Annotated in this window: 13 protein-coding genes; 5 read left to right on the forward strand and 8 right to left on the reverse strand. The window is 62.9% G+C overall.

Translation table 11 applies throughout. From position 1 onward, the window contains the following. Positions 1-158: 158 nt before the first annotated feature. Together AC0QUY_RS13170 and AC0QUY_RS13175 are read left to right on the forward strand one after the other, a co-directional pair. Positions 159-1,160 carry a helix-turn-helix domain-containing protein gene (locus tag AC0QUY_RS13170; protein ID WP_475387141.1) on the forward strand — a complete coding sequence of 334 codons (1,002 nt, stop codon included), beginning with the start codon at positions 159-161 and terminating at the stop codon, positions 1,158-1,160. A 364-nt stretch (positions 1,161-1,524) separates the two neighbouring features. After that, entirely contained in the window at positions 1,525-3,225 is a 1,701-nt protein-coding gene (locus AC0QUY_RS13175) for a methyl-accepting chemotaxis protein (protein WP_161856495.1), read from the forward strand. A 145-nt stretch (positions 3,226-3,370) separates the two neighbouring features. Here the strand turns inward: AC0QUY_RS13175 and AC0QUY_RS13180 are convergent, their stop codons facing one another. Together AC0QUY_RS13180 and AC0QUY_RS13185 are read right to left on the reverse strand one after the other, a co-directional pair. Further along, positions 3,371-4,885: an acetyl-CoA acetyltransferase gene (locus AC0QUY_RS13180; RefSeq protein ID WP_475387142.1), complete on the reverse strand. Its 1,515-nt coding sequence runs from the start codon at positions 4,883-4,885 to the stop codon at positions 3,371-3,373. A 135-nt stretch (positions 4,886-5,020) separates the two neighbouring features. Beyond that, a complete protein-coding gene (locus AC0QUY_RS13185) occupies positions 5,021-6,154 on the reverse strand; it encodes a nitronate monooxygenase (protein WP_475387143.1) in 1,134 nt (377 codons plus the stop codon). A gap of 221 nt (positions 6,155-6,375) precedes the next feature. On the opposite strand from AC0QUY_RS13185, the gene AC0QUY_RS13190 reads away from it, so the two are divergent. Next, positions 6,376-8,034 (forward strand): flavin-containing monooxygenase, encoded by a 1,659-nt coding sequence (locus AC0QUY_RS13190; RefSeq protein ID WP_475387144.1) that lies wholly within the window; start codon positions 6,376-6,378, stop codon positions 8,032-8,034. 89 nt (positions 8,035-8,123) lie between these two features. Here AC0QUY_RS13190 and AC0QUY_RS13195 read toward each other — a convergent pair whose 3' ends face one another. Then, a complete protein-coding gene (locus AC0QUY_RS13195; protein WP_475387145.1) occupies positions 8,124-9,275 on the reverse strand; it encodes an aminotransferase class V-fold PLP-dependent enzyme in 1,152 nt (383 codons plus the stop codon). Positions 9,276-9,495: 220 nt separating this feature from the next. Between AC0QUY_RS13195 and yghU the strand changes: the two genes are divergently transcribed. Then, positions 9,496-10,389 carry a glutathione-dependent disulfide-bond oxidoreductase gene (gene yghU, locus AC0QUY_RS13200; RefSeq protein ID WP_475387146.1) on the forward strand — a complete coding sequence of 298 codons (894 nt, stop codon included), beginning with the start codon at positions 9,496-9,498 and terminating at the stop codon, positions 10,387-10,389. Between the two features lie 24 nt (positions 10,390-10,413). Then, entirely contained in the window at positions 10,414-11,169 is a 756-nt protein-coding gene (locus AC0QUY_RS13205) for an alpha/beta fold hydrolase (protein ID WP_475387147.1), read from the forward strand. Positions 11,170-11,254: 85 nt separating this feature from the next. Here the strand turns inward: AC0QUY_RS13205 and AC0QUY_RS13210 are convergent, their stop codons facing one another. The 5 genes from AC0QUY_RS13210 to AC0QUY_RS13230 all read right to left on the reverse strand — a co-directional run bounded on the left by AC0QUY_RS13210 (position 11,255) and on the right by AC0QUY_RS13230 (position 17,336). Next, complete coding sequence (locus AC0QUY_RS13210; protein ID WP_475387148.1) at positions 11,255-11,875, reverse strand: flavin reductase family protein; 621 nt, start codon at positions 11,873-11,875, stop codon at positions 11,255-11,257. A 335-nt stretch (positions 11,876-12,210) separates the two neighbouring features. After that, positions 12,211-13,485 carry an acyl-CoA dehydrogenase family protein gene (locus AC0QUY_RS13215; RefSeq protein ID WP_475387149.1) on the reverse strand — a complete coding sequence of 425 codons (1,275 nt, stop codon included), beginning with the start codon at positions 13,483-13,485 and terminating at the stop codon, positions 12,211-12,213. A 155-nt stretch (positions 13,486-13,640) separates the two neighbouring features. Beyond that, on the reverse strand, positions 13,641-14,975 hold the full coding sequence (locus AC0QUY_RS13220; RefSeq protein WP_475387150.1) for an amidohydrolase: 1,335 nt from the start codon (positions 14,973-14,975) through the stop codon (positions 13,641-13,643). A gap of 120 nt (positions 14,976-15,095) precedes the next feature. Continuing rightward, a complete protein-coding gene (locus AC0QUY_RS13225) occupies positions 15,096-15,476 on the reverse strand; it encodes a VOC family protein (protein WP_475387151.1) in 381 nt (126 codons plus the stop codon). A 138-nt stretch (positions 15,477-15,614) separates the two neighbouring features. Continuing rightward, complete coding sequence (locus tag AC0QUY_RS13230) at positions 15,615-17,336, reverse strand: winged helix-turn-helix domain-containing tetratricopeptide repeat protein (protein WP_475387152.1); 1,722 nt, start codon at positions 17,334-17,336, stop codon at positions 15,615-15,617. Positions 17,337-17,341: the final 5 nt, after the last annotated feature.

The raw sequence follows: 17,341 nt of genomic DNA on the forward strand, positions 1-17,341 counted from the left end.
ATCGTGAAATTGCGATTGCGGCAGGCGCCGACCAATCGCTCTGAGCGAAACTGGGGCCAATTGTTGCGGGCGAACTTCCGTAATCGGGAAAAAGTGGTAAGACGCAAAGGCATCGTGACGATTTGATGTCAAAAGGTCTGGTGCCAGAAGATCTGCCAATGATCGCTACCGATGGCTCGGATGACCGCCGCGTGTCGTTGCTTGATGAACTAGTTGAGTCTGAGTTCGTAAAGGTTTGCCGGTCTCTGGACGTCGATCGTTTTCAGAGCATCGAAGGACTGGGCGATGCCAAGAGCATTCCGATCGACACCAAGGACTTCGCCGCCGCTTTTGCCTCGTTGAAGCTGAAGTCCTGCTCGGTCTATCTGCAGCGGACGTTCCCGCGAATCCTGCAGATGCAGTATTCCACCACCGGCGCGATCCTCGGCTTCACGATGGACGATGCGGCTTCGGTGATCATCAACGGCGTTGAAGCCCGCGCGCCGTCCGTGCTCCTGGTCAAGGGTACCGCGACGTGTGAGATCGTGGAGCAGCAGGCCAATCTGGTCGCGCTTGTGAATTTCGCTTCCATCGACGATCGCGACTGGCCGGGCGATGCCGATAGCGCTCAATTGATCGCGACGCAGCCGGACAAATGCGAAACGCTGCGGGCGACGGTTCGCGATGCCCTGACGCTCGCTTCGCATTCGCCCAATACTTTCGCACAGCCGAACGTGATCGAGCACGTGGAAGAATCGCTCCTGCAGGCCGTCGATCTGGCGATGGCTGCGGCATCGCCCACACCCGAAGCCAAGCGCCTGAGTCTTAGCCACTATCTGGCGCTGGTTCGGAAGCTCGACGAGTTCGTGGCCGACAGCATCGGCAAGACGTTGTACAGCGCCGACGTGGCGCGGCAACTCGGGGTCTCGGTACGGACGCTGCATAATGCCGTGGTTGCGATTCGCGGCATGAGTATGCATCGCTACATGCGGCTGCGGCGGCTGTGGAATGTGCGGCAACAACTGGTGCACGGAACTCCGCCGCAATCGATCAAGGCGGTCGCGCTCACGAATGGCTTCTGGCACATGGGCGAGTTCACCGCGTTGTACCGCGAACTGTTCGGCGAAACGCCGCAGCAGACGTTGTCGGCGGCACGCAAGCAGACGGATGACCCATCATGACGGCGATAAAGCGTGCCGCGCTTCCGTAATACTACGAGTTCCCGGACCGTGCCGCTTTAGATGCTGGTTAGCCATCGCATGGAATCCTTGCGCGTATGAGTGCCGCTCTGTGGTGATGCCGCCACAGGAGCTCCTTCGTCCGCCATGAACCAGCTCGTCCAATTCTCTGGCCCGGTGCTTCATCAGTGAGATCCCGCCATCTGCGTGTGGTGGGGAAGGTCATCGATCCCTATGGCCAAACGACCATCTGGGACTAGAGCACCGTAACGCGTTGGGTCCAGTGCTTCGGTGGTTTTGCCCAATTCCATTACGGATGGCTGTTCACTTTGCAATTGGTCAGCTTCGAACAGAATTGGAGTGTGAAATGTCCTGGCTCGATAGTCTCAAGATTGTCGTAAAGATCGGTCTGATCGTGGCCTTCCTGGGTATCGTGATGGTCGGAGAAACGCTCTTTGCGGCCCATCGCATGCGAGCAATGGACGACGCGAGCAACGATATCGTAACGCGGGTCGATAAATACACGACTCTGGCAACGCGCATGGGCCGCCGCGCCGAGAGCTATATTTCAGGGGCATTTCAGCTTGCAGTCGAGACAACGGACGCAGGCAACGCCAGATACCTCGCTCAAACCAGGGAAAGCGAGAAAGATTACAAAGCCGGCATGGCCGACGTGATGAAGAACATGCCCGAGAAGGCCTCCGCGATTCAGTCGGTTCTTGCAAGGTTCGACACTGCCTTCGCAGCCTGTGGCCCGGCGATCGAGTATGCGGCTACAACTACGACGCCGGAAGAAAACATGAAGGCCGCCGCACGCCTCAAGGCGGAATGCGTGCCATTGATGGAAAGCGCGATCGCAGGTCAAGTCAAACTGGTCGACGATCTGCTCGCCGATTCGAAGAGAGTGGCAGATGCCATGACCCTCGAAGCCAGCGCCTCAATCAATACCGTGCTGATTTCGGCCGGTGCGGGACTTTTGCTCAGCCTTGTCGGGGGGATGTGGATCGGCATCAGTGGGATGTCCCGGCCGATTGTGCGTCTGAAGGCCGCAATGGAGATCCTCGCTCGAAATGATTTTTCGACGGATGTTCCCGGCATGCACCGCCGCGACGAGATTGGCGAGATGGCCCGGAGCGTTGAAGTGTTCAAGGTGAATGGACTCGAAGTCGAGCGCCTGAAAGCCGAGCAGCAGGCGATCGAAAAGCAAACCGCCGCGCAGCGCAAGGCAGAGATGATGAAGCTTGCTGCTGGCTTCGAAGCAGCCGTGGGCGAGATCGTCGAAACCGTCTCGTCGGCGTCCACCGAGCTCGAAGCCTCTGCCAGCACGCTGACGGCAACCGCCGAACGCGCCCAGCAGGTGACGACCATGGTGGCCGCGGCCTCGGAAGAGGCGTCCACCAATGTCCAATCGGTTGCTTCAGCGACGGAAGAGCTGTCCTCTTCCGTCAACGAGATTAGCCGTCAGGTGCAGGCATCGGCGCGGATGGCCGGCGAGGCCGTCGACCAGGCCCGCGTCACCAACGATCGCGTCAGCGAATTGTCGAAGGCGGCGGCCCGCATCGGCGACGTCGTCGAACTCATCAACACCATCGCCGGGCAAACCAATTTGTTGGCGCTCAACGCCACCATCGAGGCGGCGCGCGCCGGCGAAGCTGGCCGCGGCTTTGCTGTCGTGGCGTCGGAGGTAAAGGCGCTGGCCGAGCAGACCGCCAAGGCCACCGGCGAGATCGGCCAGCAGATCACCGGCATCCAGGGCGCCACCCAGGAGTCGGTCAGTGCGATCAAGGAGATCAGCGGCACCATCGAACGGCTGGCCGAGATCGCTTCGACGATCGCGGCCGCCGTGGAAGAGCAGGGCGCCGCCACTCAGGAAATCTCTCGCAACGTGCAGCAGGCGGCCGAAGGCACCCAGCAGGTCTCCGCCAACATCACCGACGTGCAGCGCGGCGCCGGCGAGACCGGCTCAGCCTCCGCGCAGGTGCTCTCAGCGGCGCAGTCGCTCTCCGCCAACAGCAATCGCCTCAAGCTCGAGGTCGGCAAGTTCCTCGATACGGTGCGGGCGGCGTAGGGGCGGCGCGGCTTCCAAAATAGGGGAGGGGCAGAGTTACTCCTTCGTCATGCTCGGGCTTGTCCCGGGCATCCACGTCTTACTTGCGTGTGGCGCCAAAGACGTGGATGGCCGGGACAAGCCCGGTCATGACGGAGCAGGACCGTCAGCTCACCCGCCACTCCAGCACGCCATCATCAGCGGCGACGATCGCGCCGACCGTCCCCACCGGCGTCTGGTCCATGTTCAGCAAATGCTTCAGCGTCTTCTCGTCATTGGCGGGGATGCGGGCCAGCGCCCGCGCGTCGGCCTCGGTGCGCAGCATCACTACGCCATGCTCGACGTCGCCCTTGGCCTTGTAGATCACGGTGAAGCTCTCGACCTTGCCCTTGCCCGAGGCCTCCGTGACGAACTCCGGTACCCTGCCGCGGTTGCGGTCGGCCTCGGCCTGGACGCTGGTGTCCTGTTTGAGAGTCTCTTTCGGCGCCTCGCGCGACAGCACCAGGCCGTGATGCTTGGTAACAAAGCCGCCCTGGCCGTAAAGCAGGCCGAGCTTGCCGCCCTTACGCAGGCTCCGCACCATCGCCACCGCCGCATGCGTCATGTAGGTGTTGAGCGGCGCGCCGAAAAAGGTGAGGCCACCAGTCACCGTCGGCTGCACGCCGGCACCCAAACCCAGCGTCCGACGCGCCATCTTGGGCACGCAGGGAAAGCAGCTATAGAGTTCGATCGCGTCGAACTTTTTGCCATCGCCCTCGACGAGGTCCATCACCGCCTTCAGCACGGCGTTCTGCGGGTGGCTCTCATAAAACTGATCGCGCACGAGGTAATCGCGCGGCTCTTCCGCCGAGGCGCCGCCGAGCGGATAGATCAGCCGCTGCTCGGGCACGCCGGCCGCGCGCGCTCTTGCGAGCGACGTCAGCAGGACCGCGGCGCCCATGTTCACGGTTGGATTGGCCACCATCAGCTTTGTATAGGGCCAGGCGATCAGCCGGTTCTCGGGCGTTGGCGTGGTGATTTCGTCCGGCGCAAAACGCCTCTTTAGCCATGAATTTTCATTCTCAGATGCAACCTTCGAGTAGGTCGACCAAAGCGCCCCGGACTCCGCCAGCGCCTCGCGCGGCGTCTGGCCCCAATGCGCCGAGGTGGCGGATTCATACAGGGGGTAGACGGTGATCGGCCTGAATACGCCGAGCTTCACCGCCATCGGTTTCTGAAACGCCGCGCCGCGCTTCGGCTCCTCGACGTCATGGGCGAACGGCGTCCACGGCAGCGAGATGCCGCCGCGCTCGGCCTTGGTCGCGGTCGATTGCGCTTCCGCGCCGCAGACCGCGGCCACGCTGCACTCGCCGCGCGCGATGCGTTGCGCCGCTTCGTGAATGTAGCGGATCGGGCTCTCGCCCCCGACCGGCCCGTAATAGCAATGGGCCGGGCTGGCACCGAGCCGCGCGGCGAGCTGCTTCTCCGGATCGCGGTAGCGCCAGCTCAGGAAATTGACCACATCGAGCGAGCCGAGATCGCCAAGCAGCTTTGCGCCACTATCGGCTTCCGCGCGCCGCACCGCCAGTTCGAGCAGTGCCATCGGCTCGAGGCCATCAGCGATATCCTTGGGCCGGTCGACGATTTCGCCGACGCCGACGATGACGGGAATGCGGTCTTCGGGGAGGGAAGTGCTTGGCATTTTTTCTTGTTTCGCTTTCTGGACATTCAAATCCGTAGGGTGGGCAAAGGCGCGTAGCGCCGTGCCCACCATCTAGCGTCTTGCTGGGAGGTGGTGGGCACGCTTCGCTTTGCCCACCCTACGGGAGTTTCGCAATCACTCCTCCATCAGCATATTCATGTGCTCCACCGCATCGGCAAAATCTTCCTTGAACTCCTGCACCACCGCGCCGGCGGATTTCACGCTGTCGATCAGGCCGACGCCCTGTCCGACAAAGTAGCTGACGAGATCGCGCGCCTGCGCATTGCCGGCGGCGGCCGCGCGGTCGATCGAGTTGAAGGCGTCGCGGCTGATGATGCTTTGCAGCGGCATCGGCAACGCGCCGGGGCTGTCCGGTCCGCGGTCCCACGCATCCGTCCATACCGAGCGCAATTGCCGCGCCGGCTTGCCGGTACGACCCTTGGAGCGCACCGCATCGCGCGAGGAGGCTGCGATCATCTTTTCGCGGAAGATTTCCGTGGTCTCAGATTCCACCGTCGCCAGCCACACCGATCCGGTCCAGGCGCCGGCCGCGCCCATCGCCATGCACGCCGCCATCTGCCGCCCCGTCATGATGCCGCCCGCGGCCAGCACCGGCACGTCGCGCACCGGCCTGATCGCTTTGATCACTTCGGGCACCAGCACCATGGTCGAGACCTCGCCGCAATGGCCGCCGGCCTCGGTGCCTTGCGCCACCAAGATATCGACACCGGCTGCGACCTGTCGCAGCGCGTGCTCTTTCGAACCAACCAACGCCGCAACCGGCACGCCATGCTTGCGGCCCATGTCGATCATCTGCTTCGGCGGCACGCCGAGCGCGTTCGCGATCAGCTTGATCGGGTGACGGAAAGAGACCTCGAGCACATCGAGTGCGCGCTGCGCGTCGAACGGCTGCGGCTGGTTGTCGGCGACATTGGTCGTTGTCAATTCGACGCCGTATTTCTTCAGGAGGTTGCGGGTGAAGTCGCGATGCTGCGGCGAGATACGCGCTTCCAGGCTCTTCCAGGTGACGTCCTTTTCACCCGCGGTCGAAATGTTCTCGGGAATCAGCACGTCGAGTCCGTACGGCTTGCCGTCGGCGTGGTCGTCAATCCATTTCAGTTCCTGCTCGATGGTTTCAGGCGAATGCGCAGTCGCGCCCAGCACGCCAAACCCGCCGGCGCGGCTGACGGCGGCCACCACGTCGCGGCAATGGCTGAAGGCGAGCAGGGGGAATTCTATACCCAGCATGTCGCAGATCGGCGATTTCATGGCTTGTCCTCCCGGTGGCAGCATTCCAGATTGCCGCTCGGCTTTCCGCGAGACGCTAGCCCATCGGAGGCTTGCATGCCAAGCGGCCTTGCCCCTTGCCATGAGGAGCAAACATTCCACCGCGCAAAATATGCAATGCCATGCCGCCGATTTGCGTCTTGCGCTTTGACGCTATCGAGAGAATGCTGACGGGCAAACAGATAATCTTTCAGGGAGCCTTCATGTCCGCCACGCCTTCCGTTACCGCCAAATCGTCCGAGAGCTACGACGTCGTCGTGGTCGGTGCGGGCTTTGCCGGCATGTATATGCTGCACCGGTTGCGCGGGCAGGGAATGACGGCGCGGGTCTACGAGCAGGGCTCGGGCGTCGGCGGCACCTGGTACTGGAACCGCTATCCCGGTGCGCGCTGCGACGTCGAGAGCATGCAGTACTCCTATTCGTTTTCGGAAGAGCTGCAACAGGAATGGGACTGGAGCGAGCGTTACGCGCCGCAGCCCGAGATTTTGAAATACGCCAATCACGTCGCCGATCGCTTCGGTTTGCGAAGGGACATCCAGTTCAATACCCGCGTCGAGCGCGCCGCGTTCGACGAGGCAACCAATCTCTGGTCGGTCTCGACCTCCGACGGCAAGCGAGTGACGGCGAAATTCGTCGTGCTCGCCACCGGCTGCCTGTCGAACGCGCGGATGCCTGACATCAAGGGCCTCGATCGCTTCCAGGGCCGGGTCTATCACACCGGCCACTGGCCGCATGAGGAAGTCGATTTCACGGGCCAGCGCGTCGGCGTGATCGGCACGGGATCATCGGGCATCCAGTCGGTACCCGTCATCGCCGAGCAGGCGAGCCAGCTCACGGTATTCCAGCGCACGGCGAACTTTTCCATTCCCGCCCGCAATGCGCCGCTGACGCAGGAAGAGCGGCAGAAGTTTCGCGACAACTATCCCGAGATCAGGCGCTTTGCGCGCGAAGTCGCGAAGAACGGCATCTATACCGAGATGCCGGACCGCGGCGCGCTCGATGACGGCGGCGACGAGCGCCGCGCGAAATACGAGGCGCGCTGGAATCGCGGCGGGCTCACCTTTATGTCGGTCTACAACAACCTCGCACTCGACAAGGCCGCCAACGACACCGCCGCCGATTTTGTCCGCGAAAAAATCGCCGAGATCGTCAAAGACCCGGAAACGGCGATGCTGTTGCAGCCAAACAACCATCCGATCGGCTCCAAACGCATCTGCATCGACACGGATTATTTCGCGACCTTCAACCGCCCGAACGTGACGCTGGTCGACATCAAATCGAATCCGATCGAAGAGATCACGGAAAGCGCCGTGCGCGTGGCGGGCAGGGATTACGAAGTCGATGCACTCGTGCTCGCGACCGGCTTTGACGCGATGACGGGCTCGGTGGCGAAGATCGACATCAGGGGCCGCGGCGGGCAGACGCTCAATCAAAAATGGGCCGCGGGCCCGCGCACCTATCTCGGCCTGATGAGCGCCGGCTTTCCCAATCTGTTCGTCATCACCGGCCCCGGCAGCCCATCGGTGCTGTCGAACATGATCGTCTCGATCGAGCAGCATGTCGACTGGATCACCGACTGCATGGCCTATATGCGCGACCGCGGCCTCGACACGATGGAGGCGACGGTCGACGCGGAGGATAAGTGGGTTTCCCACGTCAACGAGGTGGCCGCCACCACGCTCTATCCTCAGGCCAATTCCTGGTACATGGGCGCCAACGTCCCCGGCAAGCCGCGCATCTTCATGCCCTATATCGGCGGCGTCGGGCCCTACCGGCAGATCTGCAACGATGTGGCTGCCAGGAGCTATGAGGGCTTTGTGATGGAGGGAGCGGAAGCGCCGCGCAAGATGGCGGCGTCATAAGCTCCCGTAGGGTGGGCAAAGCGAAGCGTGCCCACCATCACGAGCCGAACATTGGAGGTGGGCACGCTGCGCTTTGCCCACCCTACAAGTCAGCCGCGCAGCCGCCGCGCCAACACCTCAACGAACCGGTCAGCGTCAGCTTCGTCATTATAGACGTGCGGCGAGACGCGCATCCGTCCCAAGCGCGGCACGACATAGACGCCCTCGCTTGCCATTCCCTCGATCAATCCTGCCGGTATCCCGCCCTTGAACGCGAGGCTCAAAATATGAGGGCTGCGCAGACCAAGCTCGGGCACGCTGACGCCGGTGTCGCGCACGCCCGCCGCGATCCGCTCCGTCAGCATCGTGAGCCGTTGCTCGATGGCGGGCGCTCCCCATTCGACCATCATCTCCATGCCGATCGAGGCCATCTCCATCGAGATGAAATAATCGCGTTCGCCCATGTCGTAGCGACGGGCATCGCCGACGTAACTGGGGTCGGTGAAATAGACCGCGTTCTCGGCGCGCACGTTGCGGCGGCCGGACGCGGTCTGCTCCAGCGGGATTCCGCCTTGATGGCGTTTTGCAACATAGAGAAAGGCGCGGCCGTAAGGGCCGAGCAGCCATTTATAGGTCGGGAAGATAACGAAATCCGGGTCAAGGCGCTTCACGTCGGTCGTCAGCACGCCGGTGCTCTGCGTCGCGTCGACAAGGAAGGCAGCGCCCTGTCGCCGTAGCGCCGCGCCGGCCTTCTCGACATCGATTAGGCCGCCGTCCGACCAGTGCACCGATGAGATCGAGGCCAGGCTGACCGGCGGGGCGCTGGATCGTTCGATCGCGGCAAGCACCGCCGACGTCCAGTCGCCATCGTCAGGTTGCCGAACCGTCTCGACGGAAAACCCTTCCGCCTCGGCCCGGGTCTGCCATTCGAGCACCGGCGAGGAGTGATCGTTTTCCAGCACGATCACGCGCGTGCCGCGGGCGATCGGCAGTATCTTCGCGGCGGTCGCAACGCCGTAACTGACCGAGGGGGTCAGCGCGATATCGGAAGCCTCGGCATTGATCAGCCGGGCGGCAGCAAGGCGCGCGCGCTCATTCTGCTGGCTGGCGAAGGAGGCCTCGAGCGTCCACGGTGTGCCCTTGCGGAGAACCGCGGCGCGCCCGGCCTCCAGGGTTCGAAGCGGCAGCGGACTGTAGGAGGCGGCATTGAGGTAGCAAATCTGGCGCGGTATCTCGAACAAGGCGCGCTGTGATGGGAGCATCTGGAGGATCTCTGCTGTAGCGATCCATCCATTATGGCCGATCTCGACTACGCCAGCCACAGAAGCATTGCTCCGAGTACACCTGCGGCCGGGGCCCATCACGTAGATCTGTAGGGTAGGCAAAGCGGAGTGTGGCCACCATATTCAACACGCACATTTGCGTGGTAGGCATGGCGCAGGCGCGCCTCTGCCCACCCTGCGGCTCCGGAGATAAAAAGAAATGACCGACGCCCCCGTCAACGATCCCGCCGAATACACCCCGCCAAAAGTCTGGACCTGGAACAAGGAAAGCGGCGGCCGCTTCGCCGCCATCAATCGTCCGATCGCGGGCCCCACGCATGAGGCGGAGTTGCCTGTCGGCCGCCATCCGTTCCAGCTCTATTCGCTGGCGACGCCGAACGGCGTCAAGGTCACCGTGATGTTCGAGGAACTGCTCGCCGCCGGTCACAGCGGCGCCGAATACGACGCCTGGCTGATCAAGATCGACGGCAACCAGTTCGGCAGCGGCTTTGTCTCGGTCAATCCGAACTCGAAGATCCCTGCGCTGATGGATCGCAGCGGACCGACGCCAATCCGGGTGTTTGAATCAGGCGCGATCCTGATGCATCTGGCCGAAAAGTTCGGCGCGTTCCTGCCGGCCGGCGGCGAGGCGCGGGCGGAGTGCCTGTCATGGCTGTTCTGGCAGATGGGCAGCGCGCCGTTTCTCGGCGGCGGTTTTGGCCATTTCTATGCCTATGCGCCGACCAAGATCGAATACGCCATCGACCGCTACGCGATGGAGGTGAAGCGCCAGCTCGATGTGCTCGATCGGCGCCTGGCCGACAACGAGTTTCTCGCAGGCAAGGACTACACGATCGCCGACATGGCTACATGGCCGTGGTACGGCGCATTGGCAAAAGGTCTGGTCTATGGCGCCGGCGAATTTTTGTCGGTGCACGAGTACAAGAATGTGCAGCGCTGGACCGACGCGATCGCCAAGCGTCCGGCGGTGAAGCGCGGGCGCATGGTCAATCGCATCTCCGGCGATCCGGCCAGCCAGTTGCACGAGCGGCACGAGGCCAGCGATTTCGATACGAAGACGCAGGACAAGATCGGCGAGCCCGCCAAGACGTAAAGCTCCGGAAGAGGGAAAACCGCCATGAGCTTTTTCGAAAAAGGCGCCGTTCGTATCCATTATGAGGAAGCCGGCTCCGGCTTCCCGCTGCTCCTGATCGCCGGCGGCGGGCTGAACTCGAACATATCCGGCATCACCGGCGATTATCCGCCGTTCAACGCCATCCAGGAATTCGGCGGCGAGTACCGTTGCGTCGCCTACGACCTGCGCAACGCGCCGCCCGGCCAGTCCTCCGGTCCGCTTGAAATCGACCGCCCCTGGGATTCCCACACCGACGATCAACTGGCCTTGATGGATCACCTCGGCTTTGAAAAATTCATGGTGCTGGGTTTCTGCATCGGCGGTCCCCTGATCTGGAATCTGATCAAGCGTGCGCCGGACCGTGTGGTTGCCGCCGTGCTGGCGATGCCTTCAGGCTCGCGTCCCGAAATGCGTGATCTGTTTTACAACAACAACATGACCGGCTGGGCGCCGGAGCTGACAAAGCGCCGGCCCGACATCACGATGGAGCAGGCCGAAAAATTCCTGACGCGGATGTATCGCACCAACCCCGATTTCGTCTTCACGGTGACGCGCGACTTCGTCCGCCAATGTCAGACGCCGGTGCTGATCCTGCCCGACGATATCCCGGCGCATCCCTATGCGGTCGCGATGGAAAGCGCGATGCTGGCGCCGAATGCCGAAGTGAGTTTGTTTCCGTGGAAGGAGCCGAAGGAGCGCGTGCCGCTCGCGGTGCGCCAGATCCGGTCTTTCCTCCGCGCGCACCGGCCGCCGTCATAGTCCGTAGGATGGGTGGAGCGAAGCGATACCCATCAGCATCACGAACGGTATTGATGGGTATCGCTGCGCTCCACCCATCCTACGTCTACACCGCCGTCTTCGTCCCCTCAGCCGGCGGAAACACCACACGGTCATCCGTACGGCAGTAGCGGTCCGCGAACATGCGACCGATCGGATGATAGCGCTCCATGTGCACGCGCATCGCGGCGTGGTCCCACAATTCGTCGCGGATGTGAAAGTGGATGCCTTCGCCCATCACCAGCAGCCGGTCGCCGTTGACGTCGATCTCCTTCCAGGTCTTGCACTCCATCGCAAACGGCGCATCGGCGAGCCGCGGCGCGGCGATCTTGGTTGAGGGCGCGAGTTTGAGGTTCAGATAGTCCGGCTCGCCGATATCGGGCGGAAAATCGCCGCTGGATTCATGCATCGCTTGCGCCAGGGGCTCGTCGGTCATGTTGACCACGAACTCGTTAGTCCGCCGGATGTTGATCACGGTGTCCTTGACGCGCCCGTCGGGTCGCAGATTCGCGGCGAACATGCAGAGCGGCGGATCCTCGCAGAACACGTTGAAGAAGCTGAACGGCGCCGCGTTGACGACGCCGGTCGGACCGAGCGAAGTCACCCACGCGATCGGCCGCGGCAGCACAAAGGAGGTGAGCACCTTGTAGCGCTCGCGGGGTTTGAGGTCGCCGGGATCGTATTGCATGTAAGGAGCTCCGCGTAGGGTGGGCAAAGCGCAGCGTGCCCACCATTTTGCGCGGCCGCAAGGTGTGGTGGGGCAGGGTGCATAGCGCCTTCCCACGACTCACTGCGAGCGATTATGCGGATGCACCCCCACCCCAACCCTCCCCCGCAAGCGGGAGAGGGGGCGCTGCGCCGTTTGCAGCGCGATCTGAATCCACAAAGAACAAGCGAGGGTGGCCAATGGCGACCACGCTGGCGGCAACGCGGCGCGCTCGAACTCCCTCTCCCGCTTGAGGGGGAGGGCCGGGGTGTGGGGGCCGCCCCACGGGGATTGCCGATGGGACGCCCAGCACAACCCTACGGCATGCTCAGCTCGTGCCGGCCGACCACCATCCAGTGCACTTCATCCGGGCCGTCGGCGAAGCGGAGGTGGCGGACGTCCTGGTACATTTCGCCGAGCGGGCTCCATTGCGAAATGCCGGTGGCGCCGTGCATCTGGATCGCCTGATCGATGATCTTGCAGGTGCGCTCCGGCACCATGGCCTTCACCATGCTGACCCAGATCCGGGCCTCCTTGTTGCCGAGCACGTCCATGGCTTTCGCGGCCTTCAGCACCATCAGCCGCATCGCCTCGATCTCGCAGCGCGCCTGTGCGATGATCTGCAGATTGCCGCCGAGATGGGCGATCTTCTTGCCGAAGGCTTCACGGGTGAGGCCGCGCGACACCATCAGGTCGAGCGCCTTTTCCGCCTTGCCAATGGTACGCATGCAGTGATGGATGCGGCCCGGCCCTAGACGGACCTGCGAGATTTCGAAGCCGCGGCCTTCGCCGAGCAGAATGTTCTCCTTCGGCACCCGGCAATTGTTGAAGCGCAAGTGCATGTGGCCGCGCGGCGCGTGATCGTGGCCGAACACGTGCATCGGCCCGAGAATTTCCACGCCGGGCGTGTCGATCGGCACCAGGATCTGCGATTGCTGCTTGCTCGGCGGTGCGTCGGGATTGGTCTTCACCATCACGATCATGATCTTGCAGCGCGGATCGCCGGCGCCGGAGATGTAATACTTTTCGCCGTTGATCACCCATTCGTCGCCGACGAGCTTTGCCGTGGTCGAGATGTTCTTGGCATCGGAGGAGGCGACGTTCGGCTCGGTCATCGCATAGGCCGAGCGGATCTCGCCGGCCAGCAGCGGCTTCAGCCATTTCTCCTTCTGCGCCTTGGTGCCGACGCGCTCCAACACTTCCATGTTGCCGGTGTCCGGCGCCGAGCAGTTCATGGTCTCCGAGGCCAGAGGATTCTTCGCCAGCTCCACCGCGATATAGGCGTAGTCGAGATTCTTCAGGCCTTCGCCGGTCTCGGCATCGGGCAGGAAGAAGTTCCAGAGCCCTTCTTCCTTGGCCTTGTCCTTGGCCTTCTGCAGCACCGCGAGCTGCTCCGGCGTAAAGCTCCAGCGATCCTTCTTGGCCTCGCCAAGCCGCATGAACTCGACCGACATCGGATCGACGGTTTCGCGGATGAATTTTTTGACGTGCTCGTACAGCGGCCGGACCTCGTCCGACATGCGCAAATCGTTCAGTTCCTCGCCCGGATTGAGATTGTAGGTCGTCGTTCGCGGGATGTAGGCGTGTTTCATGGATTATTTCCTCCCATTGGCGCAGGGATCGTGGATCCCGCGGACGCGCGCTCGGCTCGTTGGCCGGCAATGTAGACGGCGGGAAGGGGCTTGTACAAGCGCGAGCGGACGGACGTGATTTTCCGTCTCATGGGAAGCGGCGCCGCGGCCGCTTCTTACTTCCGCCGCGCCTTCTGGTCGAACGCGCTGAGCACCGCAAGCGTCATCGCGGTGATGCCGGTTTCGATGGTCGGCCTCGGCACCGGTGCGAACAGCGGCGAATGATTGGACGGTATCGGTGGCCCGCCGTTGCGTGCTGCGTCGATGCGTTCCTGGTCATAGACGCCGATGTTGAACATCATCGATGGCACGCCGGCGCCGGCGTATTCGGAGAAATCCTCGCTGGCGGTCCCCGGCGGCGAAACCCTGAACTTGTCGCCAAATACCGTCTTCAACGCTTCAGCAGCGGTGGCGACCACATCGGGATCGTTCATGACCGGCTTGGTGCCCTCGGCGATCTTGATATCGGGCGCGGGTGCGCCTGACATGGCGGCGGCGGCCTTTGCCGTTCGTTCGATCCCAGCATGCAGTTTGGCACGAACCTCTGGCTTGAAGGAGCGAATGGTGCCGGAGAGCTGCACGGAGTCGGGAATGATATTCCCAGCGGTGCCGCCGTGAATGGCGCCGATGGTCACGACGCCGAATTCAGTTGGATCCTTTTCCCGGCTGATCACGCTTTGTACGTCGACGATGAACCGCGCCGCAATCGTAACGGGATCGACGGTCGTGTGCGGCGCCGAGCCATGACCGCCACGGCCGTGGAATGTCACCTCGAGGCTGTCGGCGGCAGACGTGCCGACCCCGGTACGATAGAAGACCGTGCCATGAGAGAATGGGCCCGCATGCAGGGCAAAGGCGACGTCGGGCTTGGGAAAGCGCGTGAACAGGCCATGCGCAAGCATGGCCCGGGCGCCGGCCACGATTTCTTCCGCCGGCTGGGCGATGAACATCAGCGTGCCGCGCCACTGGTCTTTCAGGCCAAGCAGCGTCTTTGCCGTTCCGACCCAGCTCGCCATGTGGATGTCGTGACCGCAGCTATGGGCGACGAACACTTCCCGCCCGTTCCAGTTGGCCTTGTCGCGGCTCGCATAATCGAGTCCGGTCTTTTCCTCCATGGGCAGCGCATCGAGTTCGGTGCGCACCATGATGGTGGGGCCATCGCCATTCTTGTAAATCGCGACCAGCCCGGTCTTTCCGACGTTCTCGGTGACATCGAAGCCAAGCGCGCGCATTTCCGCGGCGAGCCTGGCGGCGGTCTTCACTTCCTGAAAGGCAAGCTCCGGGTGGGCGTGGATATCCTTGTAGAGGGTGTCGAGCTTTGGATAATCGCTTTCGATCGAGGCCTGGATCGCCTTCTTCAGTTGGGCGACATCGAGTTCTGCATGGGCCGGCAGCGAGGTAGCTGCGAATAGGGTGACGGCTGCAGCCAACGAGTTGACAAATCGATTCATGGTCCGGGCTCCTTCGATTGCGCTGCAATGCGTGGTCAAAGTAACTGGCTCGTCATGCTCGGGACAAAAGCGCGAAGCGCGTCTTCGCGCAGATGTCCCGGCCATGACGGAGAAGGGAAGCTACGCCGGCATCCGGTGCATGGCGCAGATCTTGTTGCCGTCGAGATCGCGCAGATAGGCGAGGTAGAGTTTGCCGCCTGCGCCTTCGCGAACACCCGGCGGATTTTCGCAGGTGGTGCCGCCATTGGCGATACCGGCCGCATGCCATGCGTCGGCCTGTTCGGGTGAATCTGCCGCAAAGCCGATGGTGCCGCCATTGGCAGGCGTGGCGGCCTGACCGTTGATCGGCTTGGTCACCGAGAACACGCCGGTCTTGGTGAAGTAAAAGATCCGGTGGCCATCGACCTTGGCCGGCCGCACGCCGAGCGTGCCGAGCAACGCGTCGTAGAACGCCTTGGCCTTTTCGAGGTCGTTGGTGCCGATCATGACATGCGAAAACATTTCTTCAATTCCTCCCAAATTGTCGTTCGAAACGAACCGCGTGCTTACCCGCTTGATGTCGCGGCGCAGCCCTGCACGCTGCTCGTTGCCCGCAATGTAGACGGTGGTGCGGGGGTTGTACAAGCAACCGCGGGGCAGCTACTCGGGTAATCCGGCGAGCTTTAATCCTTCATAGAAGCGATTGCGTTCCTGCCAGAATGCCGCATGGCGCGACAGCTCCGAAGCCTTCAGGCCGCCGATGGTGTGGCCCGGATTGCGTTTTTGATACTCCGCCAGATTCATCCTGGCCTGCTCGGTGCGGCCATGCAGCGCGTCGATCGCGGCGAGCCATTGCCATGCAAAACCGTTTTGTGGGCTGCTGATGGTCGCCTGCCGCATATGCCCGTAGGCAGCATCGTCGCGGCGCAGATGGAATTCCGCCATGCCAAGTGTGAAATGGCCAACGCTCACCTGTTCGGCATTGGCCGGGTCGAGGCGAAGCGACAGCGTAACCAATTCGGCGACCTCCTCAGGGCGTCCCTGCTGGAGCCTAAGGAATCCTAGCCGTTGCAGCGCCCGCGGGTGGTTCGGATAAAGCGACAGGGCGCGCTGCACCGCTTGTTCCGCTTCATCGAGTCTTCCCTGCGTCGACAGCACAAGGCTTCGCACATAATTGGCGCGGGGATCGTTGGGCTGCAGCGCCAGCGACCGTTCAATCGCCTGCGCGGCCAGCGCCGTCTGGTTATGCGGATTTCGGCTGGAACGGTTCAGCACTTCGGTGATGTGGCTGAGCGCCAGCCCCGAGAGTGCAGTGGCGGAATCAGGATCGATCTGCAGCGCCTGCTCGAACAGTGCACGTGCCTGCTGAGGCATTTCACGCACATGCACCCGTTTCAGGAGACGCCAGCCTTCCAGCGTCGGGTCGATGGCAGCGAAGGTGCGGCCGGCGTAAGGCTTGTCGAACGTCCTGGCGTCGTCGATCCGCACTTTCAGTTCGTTGGCGATGCGCGCCGTGACGTCACGTCGCCAATTCCACCCGGCCTGCTCGCCATAGTCGAACCGCTCCGACCACAACAGCGCGCCGCCGGTCGTCGCCTGCAATTTCACCGCGATCGAGACCGCTTCGCCCTGTCGCTGCAGGCTGCCGCTCAGGGCATAGGCGGCCTCCGTTCGGCCATCCGCATTTCCTGCCGGAGGCGCGATCACCAGCGTGTCGGGCAAGCGCGACACTTCGATGGTCAGATCCTCGGTGACGGCCTCGGCGAGGTCGATCGCACTCTGGCCGCCGACGCCGGCCAGCGGCAGAATGGTAATCGTGTTCTTGCTGATAACGGCGCCGGTTTGCCCGCGATGTAAGAGAGCGAACCAGAGCACGCCGGCGAGTGCGATTGCGGCCACCAGAGCGAGAAGCGGCATTAACGATCCCTTGCGGAGGGACGATCGCGGCGGCGCATCCTCGGCAGGTATAGCGTTCGCCGTGGTCTCGGCGGTTCCATCGGCGTGTGCCGTATCGACCGGTGCTGCATCAAACAGGTAGCCGCGTCGCGGAACGGTCTTGATCAGGCCCTGACCATTGTCCCGAAGGGCGGCCCTAAGTTCGCTGACGCATTGCACCAACGAGTCGTCGGTCACGGTCACGTCGGGCCATACCGCCTCGATCAGTTCGTCCTTGGTCAGCAACCGGCCCGGATGTCCGGCCAGATAGGCAAGCAATGCAAAGGTTTTGGGACGAAGGGAAACCGCCGGGCCGCCGACGCGCAGCTCGCCTCGGTCGCGATCGACCTCGAAGCCCGCAAAGCGCAGCACGCCGTGGGGGACCGCGGCCGGCGCGTCACCGTCCACGAGAGCCGGCTTGGTTTTCGTCCCAATTTCGGCGTTCATTCGGC

It is taken from the genome of Bradyrhizobium sp. WYCCWR15520, from assembly GCF_056174665.1.